Origin of the sequence: Bacillus sp. AFS001701 (genome assembly GCF_002559405.1) — a bacterium.
In the GTDB taxonomy this organism is placed as follows: domain Bacteria; phylum Bacillota; class Bacilli; order Bacillales; family Bacillaceae_G; genus Gottfriedia.
Map to the genome: position 1 here is coordinate 16,530 of NZ_NTZO01000016.1, position 23,199 is coordinate 39,728.

The 23,199-nt window shown below is 34.6% G+C and carries 19 protein-coding genes; 11 read left to right on the forward strand and 8 right to left on the reverse strand.

Translation table 11 applies throughout. The annotated features are described in order from the left end of the window. Window positions 1-327 precede the first annotated feature (327 nt). From spoIIQ to CN514_RS01625, 7 genes are all read left to right on the forward strand, one after another. Window positions 328-1,122, forward strand: coding sequence for a stage II sporulation protein SpoIIQ (gene spoIIQ, locus CN514_RS01595; RefSeq protein ID WP_176525754.1), 795 nt, complete (start codon window positions 328-330; stop codon window positions 1,120-1,122). A 279-nt stretch (window positions 1,123-1,401) separates the two neighbouring features. Then, window positions 1,402-1,671, forward strand: coding sequence for a sporulation transcriptional regulator SpoIIID (gene spoIIID / locus CN514_RS01600; protein ID WP_025569002.1), 270 nt, complete (start codon window positions 1,402-1,404; stop codon window positions 1,669-1,671). A 157-nt stretch (window positions 1,672-1,828) separates the two neighbouring features. After that, complete coding sequence (gene mreB, locus CN514_RS01605) at window positions 1,829-2,830, forward strand: rod shape-determining protein (RefSeq protein WP_025569003.1); 1,002 nt, start codon at window positions 1,829-1,831, stop codon at window positions 2,828-2,830. Window positions 2,831-3,313: 483 nt separating this feature from the next. Further along, the gene (locus tag CN514_RS01610) at window positions 3,314-4,645 is read left to right on the forward strand and encodes a UDP-glucose dehydrogenase family protein (protein ID WP_098231083.1); all 1,332 of its coding nucleotides are present in this window, start codon (window positions 3,314-3,316) and stop codon (window positions 4,643-4,645) included. 242 nt (window positions 4,646-4,887) lie between these two features. After that, the gene (locus tag CN514_RS01615; protein WP_286141507.1) at window positions 4,888-6,411 is read left to right on the forward strand and encodes a spore germination protein; all 1,524 of its coding nucleotides are present in this window, start codon (window positions 4,888-4,890) and stop codon (window positions 6,409-6,411) included. Window positions 6,412-6,413: 2 nt separating this feature from the next. After that, window positions 6,414-7,595, forward strand: coding sequence for a Ger(x)C family spore germination protein (locus CN514_RS01620; RefSeq protein ID WP_098231084.1), 1,182 nt, complete (start codon window positions 6,414-6,416; stop codon window positions 7,593-7,595). 17 nt (window positions 7,596-7,612) lie between these two features. After that, window positions 7,613-8,725 (forward strand): GerAB/ArcD/ProY family transporter, encoded by a 1,113-nt coding sequence (locus CN514_RS01625; protein WP_176525755.1) that lies wholly within the window; start codon window positions 7,613-7,615, stop codon window positions 8,723-8,725. Between the two features lie 26 nt (window positions 8,726-8,751). Here CN514_RS01625 and CN514_RS01630 read toward each other — a convergent pair whose 3' ends face one another. From CN514_RS01630 to CN514_RS01645, 4 genes are all read right to left on the reverse strand, one after another. Next, window positions 8,752-9,009, reverse strand: a complete 258-nt coding sequence (locus CN514_RS01630) for a hypothetical protein (RefSeq protein ID WP_098231086.1) — start codon at window positions 9,007-9,009, stop codon at window positions 8,752-8,754. 294 nt (window positions 9,010-9,303) lie between these two features. Next, complete coding sequence (locus tag CN514_RS01635; protein WP_098231087.1) at window positions 9,304-10,719, reverse strand: amino acid permease; 1,416 nt, start codon at window positions 10,717-10,719, stop codon at window positions 9,304-9,306. Next, complete coding sequence (locus CN514_RS01640; protein ID WP_176525756.1) at window positions 10,716-11,339, reverse strand: YitT family protein; 624 nt, start codon at window positions 11,337-11,339, stop codon at window positions 10,716-10,718. Before CN514_RS01640 ends, CN514_RS01635 begins: the two co-directional genes overlap by 4 nt. Further along, window positions 11,320-12,459: an aminotransferase class V-fold PLP-dependent enzyme gene (locus CN514_RS01645; RefSeq protein ID WP_098231089.1), complete on the reverse strand. Its 1,140-nt coding sequence runs from the start codon at window positions 12,457-12,459 to the stop codon at window positions 11,320-11,322. Before CN514_RS01645 ends, CN514_RS01640 begins: the two co-directional genes overlap by 20 nt. Before the next feature lie 70 nt (window positions 12,460-12,529). Between CN514_RS01645 and CN514_RS01650 the strand changes: the two genes are divergently transcribed. Continuing rightward, complete coding sequence (locus CN514_RS01650) at window positions 12,530-13,165, forward strand: Crp/Fnr family transcriptional regulator (RefSeq protein WP_098231090.1); 636 nt, start codon at window positions 12,530-12,532, stop codon at window positions 13,163-13,165. Window positions 13,166-13,555: 390 nt separating this feature from the next. Next, on the forward strand, window positions 13,556-13,978 hold the full coding sequence (gene fabZ / locus CN514_RS01655; protein WP_056469377.1) for a 3-hydroxyacyl-ACP dehydratase FabZ: 423 nt from the start codon (window positions 13,556-13,558) through the stop codon (window positions 13,976-13,978). Window positions 13,979-14,237: 259 nt separating this feature from the next. On the opposite strand, the gene CN514_RS01660 is transcribed toward fabZ, so the two are convergent. The 3 genes from CN514_RS01660 to CN514_RS01670 all read right to left on the reverse strand — a co-directional run bounded on the left by CN514_RS01660 (window position 14,238) and on the right by CN514_RS01670 (window position 19,198). After that, on the reverse strand, window positions 14,238-14,768 hold the full coding sequence (locus tag CN514_RS01660) for a GrpB family protein (RefSeq protein WP_286141508.1): 531 nt from the start codon (window positions 14,766-14,768) through the stop codon (window positions 14,238-14,240). Between the two features lie 64 nt (window positions 14,769-14,832). Continuing rightward, window positions 14,833-17,589, reverse strand: coding sequence for a DEAD/DEAH box helicase (locus CN514_RS01665; RefSeq protein WP_098231091.1), 2,757 nt, complete (start codon window positions 17,587-17,589; stop codon window positions 14,833-14,835). Then, on the reverse strand, window positions 17,567-19,198 hold the full coding sequence (locus tag CN514_RS01670) for a hypothetical protein (protein ID WP_098231092.1): 1,632 nt from the start codon (window positions 19,196-19,198) through the stop codon (window positions 17,567-17,569). The genes CN514_RS01665 and CN514_RS01670 overlap by 23 nt, the downstream gene beginning before the upstream one ends. A gap of 829 nt (window positions 19,199-20,027) precedes the next feature. Between CN514_RS01670 and CN514_RS01675 the strand changes: the two genes are divergently transcribed. Next, window positions 20,028-21,872 carry a M14 family metallopeptidase gene (locus CN514_RS01675; protein WP_098231093.1) on the forward strand — a complete coding sequence of 615 codons (1,845 nt, stop codon included), beginning with the start codon at window positions 20,028-20,030 and terminating at the stop codon, window positions 21,870-21,872. A 224-nt stretch (window positions 21,873-22,096) separates the two neighbouring features. Beyond that, window positions 22,097-22,297, forward strand: coding sequence for a cold-shock protein CspD (gene cspD / locus CN514_RS01680; RefSeq protein WP_025568675.1), 201 nt, complete (start codon window positions 22,097-22,099; stop codon window positions 22,295-22,297). 385 nt (window positions 22,298-22,682) lie between these two features. Here cspD and CN514_RS01685 read toward each other — a convergent pair whose 3' ends face one another. Further along, window positions 22,683-23,168 carry a CarD family transcriptional regulator gene (locus CN514_RS01685; RefSeq protein WP_286133493.1) on the reverse strand — a complete coding sequence of 162 codons (486 nt, stop codon included), beginning with the start codon at window positions 23,166-23,168 and terminating at the stop codon, window positions 22,683-22,685. Window positions 23,169-23,199: the final 31 nt, after the last annotated feature.

Sequence of the window (23,199 nt, forward strand, 5' to 3'; positions counted from 1 at the left end):
TGACTGAAATAATTTTTTAAGTTTAAGTTTTTAATACATCGTACAAGCTTGTAAGGTGATTATATTTTGTAAAAAAGAAAAATGCAAGAAAAAAATTTTATTAACTTCATAATGAGGTTTATTAACTTATCCACAAATATTGTGTATAAACTTTGTGGAATTGTGGATAAATCGCTTTCATTTGTTAATATTTTTCTAGTTTTTTGTGGATTAATGTGAATTAGTTTGAAATTGTGTGGAAAAATAAGAATTTTGTCGAACTAAAAATTTCTAAATTGCGTATATAATTCCAGAAATCTGTTGACAATGATTGCAGAGGTGATAAGGATGAGAGAGGAACAAAACAAAAAAACTTCTCAAAGGGTTATTAAAATGTTAAGAAAGCGTTGGGTAGTACCAGCAATTTATTTAGTGAGTGCGGCAGTAATTTTGACAGGTGCGTTATGGTATCAATATAGTAATGCTCCAACTCCAACAAAAACTGAAACTACAGTTGATACGAGAGAGCCAGAAGCAATTCCAGCTTCACAGCCAGAAGAAAAATTAACTTATCCAGTTTCAAAGGATGCAACAGTGCAAGTTAAAAGTCATTATTATGATGACTCTGCTTCAAAAGATGAGCAACAAGCATCATTAATCCAAATGGATAATAATACTTTCACGATCAACACTGGTATGGATTTAGTTGATAAAAGTGGAAAAGAATTTGATGTGACAGCAGCTCTTAGTGGTACTGTTACAAAAGCTCAAAAAGATGCTGAGCTAGGTTATGTAGTTGTAGTTGAAAGTGGTAACGGATTAGTTTCATATTACCAAAGCTTAAAATCTGTAAGTGTTGAGCCAGGAACAAAAGTTTCACAAGGACAAGTTCTTGGAACAGCTGGAACAGCTTTAATTGGCAAAGAAAATGGCATTCATGTTCATTATGAATTACGTAAAGATGGTGTAGCAATTAATCCAGAGAAATACCAAGGACAAGATGTTTCATCAATTATTAGTTCTGAAAATACAAAAAGCGAAACAAAAGAATCAAATACAATGAATACTTCTGGTAATGTATCAGATGACAATAAAGAAGGTTCTTCTAATACTGATTCAGATGGAAATAAAATTCAACAATAATAATTAAGCAATTCACAAAGTGCCTAACACGTGGGAATCATACCCCATATGTGTTGGGCACTTGTTTTTTTCTGATAATTGTGCATAGTTAGACACCTTTGCTAATACAATGTTATAAACCCATCAAAGAGGTGTTTGAGGTGAGGAATCGTGGATTTTCTACCTAGTCAAAATAAATGTACCTCAGCAGGTCAGTCAGAGCAGGAAAAAGAGCAGCTTAGTCAGTCAAAACGAGTCTCATTTCACGCTTCTCACATCCATTTAGAGGAGGAGAGTAGTGTGCACGATTACATCAAAGAGAGAACGATCAAGATTGGGAAATATATCGTGGAGACGAAGAAAACAGTTCGTGTAATAGCTAAAGAGTTTGGAGTGTCAAAAAGTACAGTACACAAAGATTTAACAGAACGCCTACCGGAAATCAATCCAGATTTGGCAAATGAAGTAAAAGAAATTTTGGATTATCACAAATCAATTCGTCACTTACGCGGTGGAGAGGCTACAAAGCAAAAGTATCAAAAAGAAGACGTTGAGAAAGTAACTAAATAGGGTTTCTGAGCCTTGAAAACAAAATTAGAAATATTTAACCTCCTGTTCACAAATATTAATTACTAAAAGTAGTTCTTTATGGTAAAATTATATTTTGGTATGGAACGTATTCGGGGAACTGCTCATGAGTATAGTGAATAAGGAGGAGCCAAAAGGAATGTTTTCTAAGGATATCGGAATAGATCTTGGTACAGCCAATGTCTTAATACATGTTAAAGGTAAGGGAATCGTATTAAACGAACCTTCTGTAGTTGCAATAGAGCGTAGTAGCGGTAAAGTATTAGCAGTAGGGGAAGAAGCAAGCCGCATGGTAGGTCGTACACCTGGTAATATCGTAGCAATTCGTCCACTTAAAGATGGTGTAATTGCTGACTTTGATATTACTGAGGCAATGCTACGTCATTTTATAAATAAATTAGATGTAAAGGGATTCATGTCAAAGCCGCGTATTTTGATTTGTTGTCCAACAAACATCACATCTGTTGAACAAAAAGCAATTCGTGAAGCTGCTGAAAAGAGCGGCGGTAAACAAGTTTATCTTGAAGAAGAACCAAAGGTTGCTGCAATCGGTGCTGGAATGGATATATTCCAACCAAGTGGTAACATGGTAATTGATATTGGCGGTGGGACAACCGATGTCGCAGTTTTATCGATGGGAGATATCGTCACCGCCTCTTCAATTAAAATGGCAGGGGACAAGTTTGATATGGAGATATTAAACTATATCAAGCGTGAATACAAACTGCTAATTGGAGAACGTACTGCAGAGCAAATTAAAATTGAAGTAGGTACTGTTTTCCCTGGCGCAAGAAATGAATCAATCGATATCCGTGGACGTGATATGGTAACTGGATTACCTCGTACAATTACTGTACAATCTGATGAAATTCAAAGAGCATTAAGTGAACCAGTTTACTTAATCGTACAAGCTGCAAAAACAGTATTAGAGCGTACACCACCTGAATTATCAGCTGATATAATTGATCGTGGAGTTATTCTTACTGGTGGCGGAGCATTACTTCATGGAATAGATATTTTACTTGCTGAAGAGTTAAAAGTACCTGTTTTCATCGCTGAAGATCCAATGCAATGTGTTGCAGTAGGTACTGGAATTATGTTAGAAAATATTGATAAAATTCCAAGTCGTTACTTAAAATAAAAATCTCAAGCTATATTGCTTGATTACACACTGAAATCTCAAGCATAGAGCTTGGGATTTTTTTGTTTGGAATTTATTAGGAGTAGTTATCTTTGTAAGAAAAGTGTTTAGGTTTTGTAAAGTTAAGCTGAACTAGAAGGTAGTTAAAGTTTGATTAGAGAAAAGTGAAGTATCAACGTTTATAAGCTCCATTTAAAGTTTAAATTAAGTAATTGTAAAACGTGGATTATCTAAGTAAGGAGTACATATGATTTAATACTTAAAACACTTACATCTTAAAAAATTTTAACTAGCGTAACATGATCGAACTTCAAGATAAGTAGAGATACTAATTTTTATCTCTACAAAAAGCAGTAGACCTATAGAAATCAAAACTGAATTTGCAATTAAAAGTAAATGTTAAAACTTAAATTAATCTTCACTTTAGGCAGTGTTAAATGTTTTTTATCTTTACTGATTAATTGTATAGGAAGGGGATGAACCATGACGCATATAGTTGTTGCTGGTACGGGATATGTTGGTCTTACTACAGGGGTTTCATTTGCTACAGTTGGTTACAAAGTAACGTGTGTTGATATTGATGTTGAAAAAATTGAATTACTGCAAAAAGGAATTTGCCCTATTTTTGAACCGGGTTTGAAAGAAGCGTTGGTAGAAAATATTTTTCTTAATAAAATTGAGTTTACAACAAATTATAAAGAAGCTTATAGCCATGCAGATATCATATTCATTGCAGTCGGTACACCAGAACTTCCAGATGGAACAGCAAATTTGCACTATTTAAAAAGTGTTGCGAAAGAGATCGCAATTAATGCTAAAAAAAATTTAACAGTAGTTATTAAAAGCACTGTTCCAGTTGGAACGAATGAGGCAGTTAAGAGAATAATGTTGGAAAATGCTCCTCGATATTTAACGATTGATATCGTATCAAATCCTGAATTTTTAAGGGAAGGTTCTGCACTTTACGATCTATTTAATGGTGATCGAATTGTTATAGGTTCCGAAAGTCAAAGTGCAACGGAATTGATAAAGGAATTATATAAGCCATTTAATACGGCTATTTATACAACAGATGCAAGAAGTGCGGAAATGATTAAGTATGCATCTAATGCTTTTTTAGCTACTAAAATAAGTTTTATTAATGAAATTGCCACGATCTGTGAAAAATTGGATGCTAATGTTGATTATGTTGCTCATGGTATCGGGCTAGACCACCGAATCGGTTCAAAGTTTTTAAAAGCTGGAATTGGATATGGAGGATCTTGTTTCCCAAAGGATACGACTGCGTTAGTAAAAGAAGCTGAGCTAGTAGGTGTAGACTTAAAACTATTAAAATCTGTTATTACAATTAATAATCAACAGAAAATAAAACTTTTCGAATTAACAAAATCTCTTTTTGGAAATTTAAAAAATAAAGAAATTGCAATTCTAGGAGTTAGCTTTAAACCGAATACAAATGATATTCGACATGCACCTTCTATCGATTTAATTAATCAGTTCATCAGAGAAGGTACTAAAATAACAGTATATGATCCATATGCCTTACCTGAATTAAGAAAAGTATTCGGAGATTCCATAAATTATTCAGTTAATGTGAAGGGAGCTATTCATGAAAAAGAGGCCACATTAATTTTGACTGAATGGAGAGAAATCATAGAAACTGATCTCCAATTGTATGAGGAGTTAATGAAGCTTCCGTTAGTTATTGATGGACGTAATTGTTTTGAATTAACTAAAATACAAAAAAAGAATATCCACTATTACTCAATCGGTCGAAAGCCGGTGAATCCAATCCCACAGCTTATTAGTAAATAATTATAATAAATTATAGACTCTTTAATAGGAGTTGGACCTTTAAGTTGCTTGGATAAGACTGGCACTCCGGAGATCGAGTATTCTAGAAGGAAAAAATTATTATAACAAAAGTGAAGCGGGGTGTCTCATGAGACAGCCTTTTTTTTGTGTGCAAAATAAACCACATAGAAAACAATACATTAAATGAAATATTTTGGAAAAAGTATAAGAATATAAGCCATGATTATAGGGTGGTGGAAAAAGTGTTTAACTACAAAGAAACCAATAGTGCAGCTACAAATAAAAAAATTCCATTTCAAAATAATATATCCCGTTCTTTAAGTAAGGACATTTTAGAGAATATAAAAAGAATAAAAGATGATTTTGGAGATAGCTCCGACCTTGTGATTCGTCATGAAACACTTGGGGAAGGCATGCAGTATTCTTTTGCTGTGATTCATATTGACGGAATTTCAAATGAAAAATTAGTGAATGATGGAATCATTAATAAAATTGTTAATATTAATGCTGAAAAAGAAACAACGCTGTCATTAACAGATCTAGAGAATGGTTTAAAAAGCGTAATCGCCGTTTCAAGTTTAAAATCACAATCAAGCTATACAAATCTCCTATCAGCATTACTAATTGGAGATACCGTTGTTCTTTTAGATCATGATAGTAATTTCTTAGTTGCATGTACAAAAATGGTGCAATCTAGAAGTATATCAGAGCCTTCAACACAAACAGTAATCAGAGGACCAAAGGATAGCTTTACAGAAAGCTTACGTACAAATACTTCTCTAATTCGTAATAGAATTCAACACCCAGCGCTGCGAATCGAGTCAATGAAAATAGGTGAAGTAACGAGAACTGATGTAGAAATAATGTATATAAAAGGTGTTGTAGATGAAGAGTTATTAAGGGAAGTAAAACATCGTTTAGAGGCTATTAATGCAGATGAAATCTTAGAATCCAGCTATATTGAAAACTATATTCAAAATGACCAAAAGACTATTTTTCCTACAATGATTAATTCAGAGAGACCTGATGCTGTAGTAGGTAACTTACTGGAAGGACGTGTTTCAATTTTTATAGCTGGTACACCATTTGTCTTAATTTTACCAGCTACATTTACACAGTTTTTTCAATCTCCAGAGGATTATTATCAAAGCTCATATATTGGTACTTTTTTAAGATTGCTACGTTATATGTCCTTTTGGACTGCTTTGTTTGCACCTGGAATTTTCATTGCAATTACTTCATTTCATCAGGCAGTAGTTCCAACGGTTTTATTAGTAAGCTTAGCTGCTCAACGTGAAGGTGTGCCTTTGCCAGCTATTGTTGAAGCTCTTGGTATGGAACTAATTTTTGAAGTATTACGTGAAGCCGGAATTCGAATGCCAAGAGCGGTTGGGCAGGCGCTTTCAATTGTTGGAGCCTTAATCTTGGGGCAAGCAGCTGTTCAAGCAGGATTTGTATCTGCGTCAATGGTAATCATCGTATCAATTACTGCGATTGCTAGCTTTACGATCCCTTATTATAATATGTCAACAGCCGCTAGGATTCTTCGGTTTATATTATTATTGGCAGCAGCTTATATTGGTTTATTTGGAATTTTGATTGGCGGTTTAATAATATTATTACATATGTGTAGCCTACGATCTTTTGGAGAGCCATATTTTGCACCATTTGCTCCATTCCGTTTAAAAAGTCAAAAAGATACTATTTTAGTTGTACCTAGTCAAGGAAACACAAAAACCGTTAAAGAACAAAGATCTGGAGAATAAGTATGAAAAGAAAATGTATGATCTTAATTCTAATTACAAGTTTACTTTTGGTGAGTTGTTCTAATTATAAAGAATTAAATAGTGTATCGATTGTGGTAGCTATGGGTGTCGATTATTTACCTAAAGATAATAAATACAATATGGTTCTTCAAATTATTAATCCGAGTGCGATTGCCAGTGTTACTGGTTCAATAGGTACACCAGTTATTTCCATAGAACAAAAAGGTAGAACGATTTCAGAAGCGGCTCGAAACGTTACAAAAAGTGTTTCTCGATCAAATATATACTCTCATGTTGCACTCGTTGTTATTGGTGAAAACTTAGCAAAGGAAAAAACGTTGAACTATATATTTGATGTGTTTGAGCGGGATTCCAAAATACGTGTTAATATTCCAGTCATTATTGCAAGGAACGACAGTGTTTATCGAGTAATGAATAACTTGCCAGCTCTTGATAAATTACCTGCTAAGTCAATCGTAGGAAAAATTAAAAATACGTCATCTCTATTAGGGGAGAATCAAGAAATACAAATGCGCCAAGTAATATCAGCTCTTTCAAGTAGTGGTAGAGAACCAGTCATTAATGGTGCCACTTTAGAAAATGAAACCAAGACTTCTGAAACACTTGATAATTTTTCAAGTGTGAAATCATCCTATAACAAAATTGAAGGGCTAGGCGTTATTAAAAAAGGAAGGCTAGTAGGGTGGTTAGATGGCGCACCGGCAAAATCGGTACAAATAATTGATAATGCAATAAAAGAAACAAATATCCAAATAAAATGTAGCAAAAAAGAATATGATTCGATGGAACTCACACGTGTGAAAACGGACACGAAGATTAAAATGAAAGATAAAACACCAAAAATTCACATTAAGGTAAAAGCGATAGCTATTATTGATGAAGTACTTTGTAATGACAATTTTGATAAAGCAAACACACTAAAAAAATATGAAATATTAAGTGAGAAAGAGATAAAGAAAACCATAGATGAAGGAATTAAAAAAGCACAAGGATATGGGGCAGATATTTTTGGGTTTGGCGATAAACTTCATTTATCAGATCCAAAAGAGTTTAAAAAATATGAGAAAAGTTGGGATGACCAATTTCAAAAAGCTAAAGTAAAAATTGATGTTGATGTTCAAATAAATAATGTAGGTATGAGGAAAAAAGCTTATCCATTTTAGAAAAGAAGGGAATGCTAATGAATCGAAAATTATCAATTGGTGCCTACCAATTCTTTAGTATTATATTTTTATTTGAAATGGGGAGCGCTACACTAGTAGGGCTTGCATCTGGTGCAATGCAGGATGCTTGGATTAGCGTTTTAATAGCTTTGGTTACTGGATGCTTACTATTTTGTGTTTACATTAAATTATTTGATCTGTATCCCGAGTTACCACTTACGAGGTATATTCAATCTATTTTAGGGAAGTTTGCAGGCAAATTACTAGCAATGGTTTATATTCTCTATTTTATTTATATTGGAGCACGAGTTCTTAGAGACTTTGAAGAATTACTAGTGATTACACTTTACAACGCGTCCTCTCTTATTTCAATTGGTATTTTATTTATGTTTTTATGTATGTATGCGGTCTTTAAAGGCTTTGAAGTAATCGGTAGAGTATGTGAGTTTCTATTTTTCGTAATCATCTTCATAATTGTATCAATAATTGGTTTTGAAGTAATTGCTGGCTTAATAAAAACTGATAATTTAAGACCTGTACTAGAGACCGGTTGGAAAACTGTAATAAAAGAGGCTTACCCTTTGACCGTTACATTTCCATTTGGTGAAATGATTGTATTTACAATGATTTTACCTTATTTAAAGAAACAGGATTATGCATGGAAGGTCGGCATTCCTGGATTAATGTTTGCAGGTCTGCTTTTAACAGTAGTAACAATGCTTAACATTTGTATTTTAGGAGCAAATACGGTGGTGAGAGCCACTTATCCTATCTTAACTGCAATTAGTTATATCAATATTGCTGATTTTATTCAAAGGCTCGATTCAGTCGTCGTCATTGTTATTGCTGTAGGGGGATTTATTAAGATAACGGTTTTTTTCTTTTGTGCGATCATTGGAGCGGCAGATTTATTTAAAGTAAAAAAAACGGATACACTTACCTATCCAATTGCAGTAATCATAGTAATTTGTTCCGTATGGATGGCACCTGATTATTTAGAGCACTATAAAGAAGGGTTCGACATTGTACCTTACTATTTACATATACCTTTACAAATCATTATACCTACTGCTCTGTTGGTTATTGCAATCATCCAAAAAAAAGCAAAAACAAAAGAGAATGCAGCATAGAAACTCTAACTGCATTCTCTTTCGTTTTAATTAGAAGTATTTTGATTTTGTTCTTGATTTCGTTTCTTTTTTAGTTTTTTCATATACGATAGGACGATTTTGGCAACGCCGAATGGTACTGTAAAAAAGAAAATTAATACATAATCTTCACCTACTAGTTCTGTTTTGCTAAGTTTTATATTCGTAAGTAAGTGAGGAAACTGATCCCCGTTATATAAGTCGATCCCTTCCAATAAGCACATTTCTAGAATAAATAAACAAAGAAAAACCCAAAATACTTTCAATGTCCGCACCCCATTTACAATGACTAATTACTATTATTTTGGTATATGATGGCAGGGAATATACGAAAAGTTACGGGATCTTCAACAAAAGTCTATGAGCTTTTATCTGAAAATTTTTATACTGCTTAAGTTTCTTAGAGCTGAGTATTAAAACCGTAAAGGTTGAGAAATCGGTAAATCAATAAATGGAATAAAAAAGAGATAGATAAAGGCGATTACCTCTTTTATACCTGTCTTTTTGTATGGATTTGTATTTATAAACTAACAATCTTTTAAAAAATTTGAGCTAAATAATTAAAGTGCTGATTTATTATTTGAATTATGTTTGTATAAATTCGATTTGCGACTCTTTTGGATCCAGTAGCTAATTGATACTAATATGACCCACGGAACACCAATTTTCCAAGCTGAGTTCCAATCCGGTGAAAATGCCATAGTAATTAAAATACCACTAAGTAGTAGTATTCCGATCCATTGAAGAAATGGAAAGAGCGGTGCTTTAACTGGCAATGGCTCTTTATAATGAAGGTGAACGGTTTTTCTAAAACGAAGATGACTAATTAAAATCATAAGCCATACTAAAATTCCACCAAAGATTGAGATACCAAATAATTTATTAAATGTATCTGGGTAGTACATAGACAATACAGTTGCGATTAATACACCTGCACTTGAAATGAAAATTGCCGTTACTGGCGTACCATTTTTAGATAATTTACCGAATGATTTTGGAGCATAATCTCCACGAGATAAGGAGAATAACATACGTGATGTTAAGTATAAATTAGTATTCATACTGGAAAGTGCAGCAGTTAAGATAACAAAATTCATAATGCCAGCCGCATATCTCACACCAGAACTCTCAAAGACTTTTACAAAAGGTGATCCAGAAACCTCATGGACACCTGCTTGCATCCAAGGAATAACTGCAACGATGATTCCTAATGATAGAATATAGAATAAAAACAAACGGAGAACCATGCTCTTCATTGCTTTAGGAATTGCTTTTTTGGGATCTTTAGATTCCCCTGCTGTTACAGCGACAATCTCTACACCATAAAAACTAAAGATTGCCATAAGCACAGCCATCCAAACTCCTTTAAATCCATTAGGTAGGAAACCGTGCTGATCAGTATAATGATGAAACCCTACAGATTGCGAATGTCCAATTCCGAAAAGGAGCGAAACACCAAAAACTATGAATAGTACAATAGCCACAACTTTAATCATTGCAAACCAATACTCGATTTGACCAAAGTTGGAAACAGACCTGCTGTTCACAAGGACTAAAGCAATACCAAATCCAAGTGTCCATAACCAAACAGGAATACTTGGGAACCAATACTGCATGTACAGTCCAACTGCGACAGCTTCTCCACCAATTGCGATTACCTGTGCCGCCCAATATGTGTAGCGAATAAGGAAACCTGACCAAGGATTTAAATACATCTCTGCATAAGTACCGAATGAACCGGCTGTCGGGTGCACAACTGCCATTTCAGATAAACTAAACATCATGATGACTGCTATGAATGCAGCAATAATATAACTTACAATAACTCCGGGTCCAGCGTATCCAATTGCTATGCCACTCCCCATAAATAAACCGGTGCCAATTGCTCCACCAATCCCAATCATGGTTAGCTGTCTACTAGTTAGCGAACGGCTTAGTCCTCCTTCTCGTTCAATTACAGTTTTGTTTTCATTCATACTGTTTCGCCACCTTTCTTGAATTGTTTTCTATAAGTTAACGTCCAATCAACACTTTTTCCGGCAATCAGCATACTACAAAACGTGAGGAAAGTTCGCTGTAATCCTTCTCCGATTAAGGAACACAAAAGGACAATTCCATTTATAATCATCATCGTTTTCCCAATAGAAAAATTTGGGGATTTTCTATTGATTACTACACTTGCTATATCAAGTCCTCCAGTTGTACCACCTGCTAAAATCACGATCCCAATCCCGATTCCTGACAAAATCCCACTGAGTATACATCCTATTAACGGAAGATGCGGGCCTGGTAGTGATGAAAAGAGAGTTAAGAAGAATGATAAACTACACATTCCGAGTAAACTAAGCAATGCAAATGGTACTCCAACTGCTCGGTATCCAATTAAAAATAGTGGTATGTTTAATAAAAAGTAAAGAATCCCTAGTGGAATAGGTATAAATCTAACAAGCAACATACAGATACCACCAAGTCCGGGAGCCACAATTCCATTTGGCACCTGGAAAAAATAATAGGTAAGTGCGACCAAAATTGTTCCGACAATTACCATAATTGATTTTTTGAAATATAGTTTTTCGTTAACTTTTCCTAATTGCATAAGCAATTTCCTCAATCGCGCGTACAACTTCATCTTCTGTATTGTAGAAATGAGGAGCTACACGTAAAACGTCATTTCGGGCAGAGACAATTATTTTTTTTGTTTTTAAGTATTGCTCAACGACATTAGCTTGTTCTACTCGAATGGCAGTGTTACTACCTTTTATTGATAAATCTGTAGGGCTAACAACGGTCAATTCGAGTGAGTGCGCTGTTTCAATTGCAACAGTAGATAAATAAGATAGATAATCCTGAATGGATGGAACACCAATTTGATTTAATAAAGAAATTCCTGCTTCAGCTGCATAAGCGTTAATCATCATTGGAGTTCCAGTATCAAATCTCCTTGTCCCTTCCGCATAATCAAGAAGATGCTGATCAAAAGCAAATGGATTTACTCGACTAAACCAACCAGTCGTTGGGGGTTGGAGAGTCTCTGCTAACTCTTTTCTTACATATAAAAAGCTAATCCCAGGTATACCAAGTAAAAACTTTTGTGCACCTGTTGCGAGTGCATCGACTCCCATTTCCTTTACATCGATTGGAACACTTCCAGCAGATTGATAAGCATCGACAAATAGTAGTGATCCATTCGCTTTGGTAATGTTTGATATAGCTTTGATATCCTGAATAAACCCATTATAATAAGACACATGTGGGACAGATGTAATAAGTGTGTTTGAATCCACTGCTTTTTCAAATTGTTCGATTTGAATTTGATGAAGGTCTTCATTTAAAAACGTGACGTTTGCGCCACGTGGTACTTGTGATAGCCAAACGTGACCAATGCATGGGAAATCAATATCTGTTGTAACAACTTTATTTCGACTTCCAGTAAAATCTAGCGACGCAGCGAATGATGAAGCGGCATCAGATACGCTAGATAACACCGCAATCTCATCAGGAGAAGCATTTATTAAAGTAGCAAAGGCGACTTTTGCTTCATATACTTTGTCCATCCATCCTTCCCAGTCCATACCTTTTTCGGTCCAGCTTGTAAGGTAAGATTGAATACTTTCTTTGACCGGTGATGAGATTGCACTTTGGGAACAACTTGATAAATGAATTGTTTCAGATAAGGTTGGAAAAAGAGAACGCTTCTCTAAAAATGGGCTAGTCATATTAAATTCATCCTTTCGCTGTTTTGATAGCGTTTTCATTATTTGATACATAATTAATTTGAGGTGACATATGAATCATCAATCCTTATGGTTTGAACAAGGCGAATGGACAGCAGCACATTTTCTTAAAGTAAGTAAAGAACTGTCATTCTCACGTGAAGTAGTATTATTCCAACAAGATGAAAATCATCCATTTGTTTATCTCGTCCTTGAAGGGCGAATTCGTATTTACTTGTTATCACCTAATGGAGCCGAGCGCCATTTATATATCGTAGGCTCTGGTAATCTAATTGGAGAATCAAACGTATGGGCAGATGAAGCATATGGATATAACGCATCTACCTCGTCAATCGCACGTGTCCTTCGAATTCCAAAATCAACGTTTCGTGATATCGTCATGAGTGAGCCAGAACTCATTCTTAAAACGCTAAGATCGCTAAGTAATAAACAATCAGCTCTACTTCTTCAAACGAGGTTAATGAGTTTTTCAGATGTAGGAGAGCGTGTCTTAACAATGTTGCGCCAATTAGCATCCTCATATGGTAAGGAAACACCTAAGGGTATAACAATTACGATTCCATTCACTCACCAAGAACTAGCTTATGTAGTTGGTTCATCACGTGTAAGTGTGTCCTATGTAATGAATGAATTATGTGAAAAAGGATTCATTGAGAAACAAAATGGGCGATACACACTGTTGTCCTAAAGAGCAGCATCTCTTTCTTGTTCTAACTTAATGATAAAAAAATCAGTTCCTTTCGTCTGTCAAATACTTTACAAAATTTCTAACTTTTATAAATTTTCTGTAAATATGACAGATGCCCCTTTGCTTATAGGTGATCACTAATAACTGGACTTAAAAGTAATAGTTAACATATGAGTTCTATGATTGGTTTAATTGACTAAGAAACTGACCGTTTTAGCTCTTATAGAGTAATTGGAGTAATATTACTAAGCAAATGAGCGGTTCCATTATTGGTTTGCGTTAACATACAAAATAAGATAGTATTATATTTATAGCGCATAGAAGCTGGTCTTAAGACTTGCTTCTTTTTTATTAACATACTGAATCTTTACAAATGGAGGACTACATAAAATGTTAGATATTAAAGCAATTAAAGAAATTCTTCCTCATCGTTACCCATTTTTATTAGTAGATCGTATTATTGAACACGAAGAAGGTAAACGTGCGATAGGTATTAAAAATGTAACTGCTAACGAAGAGTTTTTTAACGGTCATTTCCCTGATTATCCTGTAATGCCAGGGGTATTAATTGTAGAAGCACTAGCACAAGTTGGAGGAGTTGCGGCGTTAAGCCTTGAGCAAAATAAAGGAAAACTAGCATTATTTGCTGGTATCGATAATTGCCGCTTTAAAAGACAAGTAGTACCAGGTGATCAGCTAAGACTAGAGGTTGAACTAGTGAAAATGCGTGGACCAATTGGTAAAGGTAAAGCAGTAGCAACAGTTGACGGACAAATAGCTTGTGAAGCTGAACTTACATTTGCACTTAAATAAATAGAGTGAATAAAAAAGAAGCCTATTTTTTGAAAAAATTAGGCTTCTTTTATTAAGTAATAATAGTAAACTATAAGGTCTGAATAGAATTAGTAGAAGTAGAATTAATTGTAATTCAGGTGGCCACTCTCCAAATAATCTCAGGTAAACTGATCTGCAATTAAGCTAGTGAAACCTGTGAATCATGCTATTTCCCAGCAGACACTGCAGATTTAATTGAAGTTCAATAAAAAATTTTTATTAACTGAATAGGTTATTTTTATTTCTTTCTCCACTCTATGGCTTTTCGCTCTAATTCCTTCACAAAAGCATCTTTACCGTCCATATAACTATAAATATCGTTTGGAAATTTTTCAGCAAGCTGCCCTTTTAATTCTCCATATGCTTTCATCTCATCCTCATGTGCTCTTAAATAAGCAGGCACTGCAATATGACGCTCAATTTCTTTTTCATTATCAAACTGATACATATGCATTTGGTGGGTACGATTCTCGCCACCTTTTCGGAAGTATCTTCTACCTGGAAGACCGAACTCACCAAGTCCCTCATAACCAATTTCAGCCAATTGATCATTATACTTGTCTATGTTTTCTATGTTTTTAACGACAGGTAACATATCAATAATCGGTTTGGCTTTTAAATTTGGAACGGATGTACTACCAATGTGATGAATCTCAATAAGCTCATTTTTTAAAATTTCACGTATACGGTTAGCTTCTTCTTGGAAAAGATTTTTCCAATTTTCATCATGGTTTTTGACAATTACGTTCATTCCAGTATTTGTGCCCATAATATAGCCTCCAATTAATAGAAAATGGGATTATCTTTATACAATAATCCCATTTTCTTTCATATTAAACACCTAATAAATCAACAAGCTCATCCATAGACAATTCTGTAATCCACTGTTCGCTCGTTATGATTGTGTCGTTAAGTGATTGTTTCCGTTGTAGCATTTCATCAATTTTTTCTTCTAGCGTTCCGATCGTGACAAATTTATGGACTTGAACGAATTTTGTTTGTCCTATTCTGTATGCTCGGTCAGTCGCTTGATTTTCAACTGCTGGATTCCACCAACGGTCAAAGTGCATTACGTGATTTGCTGCTGTTAAGTTTAATCCTGTTCCACCAGCTTTGAGTGAAAGAATAAACACTTTTACATCGCCGTTTTGAAAGCGAGAAATCATATTATCACGAGCTGTTTTAGGAACGCTACCGTTTAGGAATAATACTTCTTCACCAAATTTTGCTTGGATTGCCTCTTTTAGCATATCACCCATTCTCACATATTGAGTAAAGATTAGACAGCTTTCCTTTTGTTCAAGGATTGGGTCTATTAATTCGAATAATCGTTCAACTTTGCTTGAGCGCTCTTCGAATTCAACAAGCTGTGATTCCTTTAAGAATAAAGAAGGGTGGTCACAGATTTGTTTTAATTTATTTAGCATCCATAAAATGCGGCCTCGGCGTTCGATACCAGTTAATGTATCGATTTGTTTTAAGCTGTCTTGAACAACTTGCTCGTATAATGCCGCTTGTTCAACTGATAACGGACAAAGCATCTTTTGTTCTTGTTTTGGTGGAAGATTTAAAGCAACATCTTCGTCTTGCTTAGTTCGTCTTAGTAAGAAAGGTGAAATTAGACGATGAACAGCATTTATCTTTTCTTCATCTCGGTCCTTCTCAATAGGGTTTACATAATTGCTAGCAAAACGGTTTAGTGAACCAAGATATCCTCTATTTATAAAATCAAATATTGTCCAAAGCTCCGTTAAGCGGTTTTCCATTGGAGTACCAGTAAGAGCAATGCGGTGCTCAGCTTTTAACCCACGAACTGCGCGAGACTGCTTTGTCGTTGGGTTTTTTATGTTTTGAGCTTCATCAAGAATGATACTTTTCCAAACATATTGCTTTAGGTCTTCATAATCTAACACGCTTAAAGCATAGGAGGTGATGACAATATCGACATCTCTCATTATTGAAAATAAGTCTTCACCTTTTAATCGGCTACCTCCATAGTGAACATGAACAGTTAAATCAGGATAAAATAATTCAATTTCTCGTTTCCAATTGTTGATAACAGAGGTAGGGCAGACAATCAATGATGCTCCTCGTTTTTCTTCGTTTTCTTTACGATAAGCCAAATAAGAGATCGATTGGATTGTTTTACCAAGCCCCATATCGTCAGCAAGTAGTGCACCAAATCCCATATTTTTCAAATGAACTAACCATTCGAATCCTTTTTGCTGATATGCTCGTAATGTTGCTTGCAGACCATGAGGAACAATAAGCTCAGGAACTTCTGAAATGGATGTTAATCGTTTAGTTAATTCTCGGAATACATCATCTACTTCAATTTCAACCTCGGCAAAAGGTGAGTGATCGTCCTCAGGTTTTTCAGTCCCTTGTAGTAGCTCATGTTGAAGAACTTCGTGAAATCTAAGTCCTTGCTTTTCAGCCTTTGCCATCATTTTCTTCATACGTGCAATAAAAGCAGGGTCAAGTGCTATCCACTGACCGTTAAATTGAATTAAACGTCTTTGATTTTCAACAAATTGTTGGAATTGTTGTTCTGATAGCTCCATTCCATTTGTAGAAATTCGCCAGTTAAAATCAACTAATGTTTCCATATTAAAAAATGAATTTCCAGCAGGTTTACCTTTTACACTTGCTTTTAAAGTCATCTTATTTTGTTTTAAAGCTTGCCACCAACTCGGTAAAAGAACTTGAATATTTGCGGAAAGTACTTTTTCACTATCCTCTGTTAAAAATGTCCAAGCTTCTTGTTCACTTAAAACTTCTTTTGGCTTATGATCATCGATTAAGTTTGGTGCTAATAATCCTACTCCTTGGAACGTTCGATCTAAATACTCAGCATAAGAAGAATGCTTTTTATGTAATGATTCGTGTCCGTTATATTCATAAGGTTTTATCGTTTTTCGCTCATCAATTAAATATGTACGAAGATTCCAGTCATCATGTTCACTCATTGGCTCTTCAAGTACTAATCGAATTGAAAATGGAACATCATCGTCTCTTAGCCCGATTTTTACATGCCAATCGTCTTCATCAATACTATGTGTGAGTTGCTGTTTTATATAACTTGGATTGTGATACAAGCCCCTAGCAATATCCCAGCGTTTAGACTTTAATGTTTCTATTTCAAACTGCTGTTTAATTGCAGAAGAAACCAATTCCTGTAAAGTTGGTTCTAATTGTTCAAATCCATCAATTTTCCATAGCTCTTCACCAGTCTGATAATGAGCAAAGCTTGGCGAAACGTGGCCCTCGTTAAAATCATCATATAAACGTGAGATTACCGAATGAAACTCACTTGCTTCATCTAAATAAGTAATCTCTACTAATGAGTTTTCTTGGTGTTCTCTAAAAAAAGTAAGTGCTTCAATTGGAGTTAAAAGAATTCCTTCAATCTGACCGACTCGGGTCGGCTGCAATAATGTCCCATAATATGAAGGTTCATGCCATTGAAACACTAGATGCTTCCATGCGGTTACCGGTAAAATGACACCGTGACTTTGCATTCCATAAATGAGTAAGCCTTTTCGCTCGACCCATTTTACGGCAATACTAAGATTTGCTAGTCGCTTCATTGACTAATTTTCCTTTCTTTAATTCCTCTTGAAGTGCACGTAAACGAATAAATTGAGATTCAACATACTGAATATAGTCTTCCCACTCATTCATGCGCTTTAATTTTTTATAATTTGTTCTTAGTTTCTTCAAATATCGAACAGCTATTTTATAGTTTGCTCGGCCTTTTAACTCAATGTAATAAAGAACTAAGTGATGGTATATAGGTAATACAGATTGAGGTGAGTTCTTATGTACTTCCTGAAGGTCATGTTTATCAATGTAATCAGGATTGTAAGAATATAAGTGCATTTGCAGCTCAGCCCATCGTTTGTATTCTCGATTATGCATTAAATAATCAGTGTACTGCATCACACTATATGGAAGTAATGCTTGATAAACTACTTCTAGCCCGGCGGTTTCATTAGTGTAAAAACTATTGTACTCATAATTAGTAAGGAAATGTTTCGCAAAAGTAGTTTTTGCATATTCATCATCGCCATTTTTTAAAAAGTGTAAAAGCATCTCGTAATACAATGGTAAAAATAATGTTAGCCGATCTGTTTCATTGTTTTTTCGAAGACTTTCTATCCAGTAGGAAAAACAATAGAGAGTACGTTCATTATTGCTGTATTGCTTTATAATGGACAGCATTGTTTCATCTTCTTTTAATAAATAATATAGATGAGCTTTTCCTAAATCTGCATAATAGTTATCCTCAACCTTTGATAATGCTTCTAAATCCTTATATAAAATCTTTGGACTATTTAATAGCTCTTTATATACATGGCGAAAAGAGTTATATCGAGGAACTATACAAAGATTTCTCTCTAATAAAAGAGCCTGTAACTGCTCACGAAGAACTTCTTCGTACTGAGTAGACACGGAACCCCCAGTTAAATTATGTAATTGTCTACTTACTGCGTCAATTTGATTTTCTAGCATTGTCATTTCGCGTGGTAAATGCGCATTGTCGTAAACTGTACTTTGAATTTCGATTTGTCCGACCATTTTATTCATTGTAAAAATTGATGCAAGTAACTGATATTGTAGCTTTTCCTTTTCTTGACGTGGTTGTTGATTCAATAATCCATGATAAAACCGTTCATATAATGGATATACAAAATAAACATCTTGGTAAAATGACGTTCTTTGCTGTTCTATATACTCCTTATACTTTTGCTCAAATAACGCCACTGTCTCTTTCGGTCGATCCTGCTCAAACATACTCATTTGATCTAGCAGTTGGCGACCAGTCATGATATTCGGGATACTTTTTAAAGAAGACTGCTTAAACTTCCTCATAAGATCTCCGACTAAAGAAAATGAAGCGGCAGCATAGCAAAGAAGTGCAATTTGATGTTGGCATGGAGGAGCTTCGTAGCAATCACATCCATTTTGATCATGGTTTTCAATATGTAGAATTGGTAAATGAATTTGATCCCCTTCTTCGACAACACCAACTAGGCGACCTTCGCGAACCGAAACATTATATACTTGACCTAGTCGATACAACTGCAGGCCAGTTTCAACAAGCTCAGCATCCCTCGTATTTTGAGGAGAAAGCTTTGAAAAAAGTGAATATGAAAGTTCATAAATAATATCTTTATTTAAATCACGCTGAAGCATTCGATGCCTCCTTACTCGAAACATTCTTAATGGTAATTATACCCTAAACAAATACGATACACATAGCCGAAAAGGGAAAAATTGAAAGTTGATTTAGATTGTTACTATTAAGTCGTAATTAAGATTTTTGAATCATAAATAAAAACAGTGGGAAGCAATTAAATTTCGGGAACGCAAATCAAAATTGTGAATGGCAATTAAATTCCGGGAACTTCAAATAAAAAGTGAGAATCCGCAATCAAAATTCGGAAACCACAAATAAAAAGTGAGAATCGCAATTAAAATACGGGAAACGCAAATAAAAAGTGAGAATCGCAATTAAATTCCGGGAACGCAAATAAAAAGTGAGAATCGCAATTAAATTCCGGGAACGCAAATAAAAAATGTAAATCGCAATTATATTCCGTGAATCGCAAATAACAAGCGAGAATCGCAATTAAATTCCGGGAATGGCAAATAAAATGTAAGTCGCAATTAAAATTCGGGAATAGCAAATAAAAAGTGAGAATCGCAATTAATATTCGGAAATCACAAATAAAAACTGGAAACCGCAAATAAAAAACATCAAATCAAATATATATGTAAAATCCTCATAGTTTTAACTAAAATCTATAAAAAAATACCTATATTTAAAGTAAAAAACGTAACGAGAATGGGTAAGCGTGTAATACAATTTTAATATGCAATGAAAATGCTAATATAATAAAATATTAATATAGTAGACAATTAAAATAAGCTCCCCATTTAGGGAGCTTTTCGTCTGTTATGAGTAAATAACAATTACTTACATATACACAATTGTTTTTAAGTAACTAGAGAGGTGAAGGGATTGAAGAAAGGTTATATTAGTTTAATTGTTTTAGTACTTATGTTTAGTATGTTTAAAGATGTATTTGCGGAAACAAAAGCTGTAGACAAATGGGTTATAACTCTAAAACCTACAGAGTTGACCATTCAGAGTACTGGAACTGGAGGAACAACCGGTGGCACAACAACTGGAGGAACAACAGGAGAAACAACCGGCGGAGCGACAACAGGAGAAACAACCGGCAGTGCGACAACAGGAGAAACAATCGGAGGAGCAACAACAGGAGAAACAACCGGAGGTGCAACAACCGGAGAAACAACCGGCGGAGAAACAACTAGTGAAGCAACCGGCGGAGCAACAACCGGAGGAGAAACAACTGGAGGAACAACTAGTACTACAACTACTACAATAACAATACCAGCAAACGTTAAGTTAAAAGTAGATAAAGAGGAGAATGACCTTTACTATGTTACTTATAATGGGAATGCGGGGACTATATTAAAAAGTGCTGTCCGAAATGCAACTCCATGGGAAATCTACCCAACGGCGAAAGTCTTTAAAGTAACCAACGATACACCTCTATTATTAAATGAAAATGGTAAATTAGTGAATAGGGGAACAGTTAAAGCAAATACGGTTTTTAGTAAAACAGGTGTGAAGGATCAGTATTTAATGATCCAATATTCTAATCAAACTGCTTATATTGATAAAAATAAAACAATTCCTTTACCAAATGAGACATTACCTGTAATTAGTATTGTGACGCAGCCTGTTAAAATTACGGCGGGTGTTGCAGTGCGAAATACTAAAATTGTCTTCCCGCGTGATCCGAAACCAACAATGGTTAACGTACCTGCTAAGCAAAAAATAGTAATTGATTCAGCCTATTCCTCTTATTATGTCGTTAAAGTTGGAGGACTTAAGGGGCTTATCCCTAAAGCGGATATTTCGTTAAAAACCTATAACTATGTTGACCCAAATGGTGATTACTCATATGAAGAATTGACAGCGGATTTACAGGAACTGAATGCATGGTATCCTGGATTTACTAAAGTTGAAACAATTGGTAAATCGGTAGATGGTAGAAATTTATATGCAATTAAACTAGGTACTGGGAAAACTGAAATTAGTATTAACGGTTCGCATCATGCTCGTGAGCATATGACAACAAATGTCATAATGGAAATGCTTGATCAATACGCTAGTGCGTATGAAAAAAATACAAAGATTTCTGGTTTTGATGTAAGAAAAACCTTATCTCAAACGTCTATTTATTTTGTACCAATGGTTAATCCTGATGGTGTAATGCTTGTACAAAAAGGTGCGAGTAGTGCAAAAAATCCAAATCAGGTCATTAAACTAAATAATGGTAGCAAGAATTTTAAAGCTTGGAAGGCAAATGTACGTGGCGTAGATTTAAATCGTCAATATCCAGCTGGGTGGAATACGATTTCTGGTAATAAGTCAAAGCCTGGCCCTGATAACTATAAAGGTACGAAGGCCCTAAGTGAACCAGAAGCTAAAGCTTTATATGATTTCACTAATAAACATTCATTCAAAAATACAGTTGCATACCACTCATCAGGAAATATTATTTTCTGGCATTATAATCAATCAGGAACTCAAATGGCTAGAGATAAGGCAATTGCTACAAAATTATCGAAACAAACAGGCTATAGTTTGGTCGCTCCCGCAAAAGGTGGAGGCGGTGGATATAAAGACTGGTATGTTGCTGCAAAAAAACGACCTGGATTTACGATTGAAATTTCTCCTTATGTAGGGAACAAACCAGTTCCAAATAGTTACTTTAGTAGTATTATGCAGAAGAACTTACCAGTTGGTTTAATACTTGCTAACGAAAAGTAAAAAATCACATTTTTTAAAATAGAATTAATAAATTTAATTATTCTTCGTGCACAATTTGTTTTTCATTTCATTTTATGTTAAGATAGGAACATACTTAATAAGAAATTGGTTAATTCAATTCATGTGTTAAAAGGGACGAATTTTCATCCTGTTATAATGTGTGTATTTTTTCTTAACAATACTCATTAAGTGTAAAAAAACAGGTATATATGGAGGTTCGTACAATGAACACAGGTACAGTTAAATGGTTTAACGCAGAAAAAGGTTTCGGATTCATCGCTGTTGAAGGTGGAGACGATGTATTCGTACATTTCTCAGCTATCCAAGGCGACGGTTTCAAATCTCTTGAAGAAGGCCAAAAAGTAAGCTTTGAGATCACTCAAGGTAACCGTGGCGCTCAAGCTGAAAACGTAGTTAAATTATAATTTCACTTCTGAGTGAATAAAGGGCTGCTAGCATATTTGTTAGCAGTCTTTTTTTATTTTGTTTGGAGAAGTGAAGTGGTAATGGCGTCGACTGCAAATAAAAATGCCACAACCGCAAATAAAACAGTCAAATCTGCAATTAAAAAAAGAAAAACAGAAAAAATTACTAAAACTGCAAATATCAGCCAGTTTTTCTTTTATAATTGTATCAAATCAACCAAAATGGTTTGTAAACTGATGTGAATTTAATAAAATAATCAATTTTACCAAAAAAACACAAAAGGTGGTCTTATAGCTTACATTCATATTTTGATCAATTGGTCCTCTTAGGTATTCATAAAGTAAAAAAAAGAGCTTAAGTAAGCTCCTTTTCTTAAATACATATTTATTTTAATGCAGAATCAATTAATTCGGTTGCTTCAAGCTGTGATATGCCTTTAATTAAGCTAAGTTCACCAACAAACATGCGTTTAGCCATGTCTAGCATTTCTCTTTCACTAGGATTTAAAGGTTTCTCCCTGCCTTGAAGCGTTAGATCACGTACAACTTGAGCACCAGCGAGTAATTCGCCAGACTTTAATTTTTTCATGTTTAAATCATATTTTTGTTTCCAAGATAAGGAATCGTCGGGAAGACCATTTGAAAAGTCATCTAATACATTACTTAAATGTTCTTTGTCTTCGACTAAACGAATTTTCGTGTTTGACACTTTCCCTTGAGGGACCATCAATTTTAAATTGCTAGATGGTATGTTGATTATATAGTACTGTTGTGTTACACCTTGTATAACTTTCTCTTCGATGGAATCAATTACTGCAGCTCCCTGCATTGGGTAAATAATTTGATCGCCAATTTTGAACAATGTACCCACCTCCGAAAATTCTTATAACTTAAGTATAACA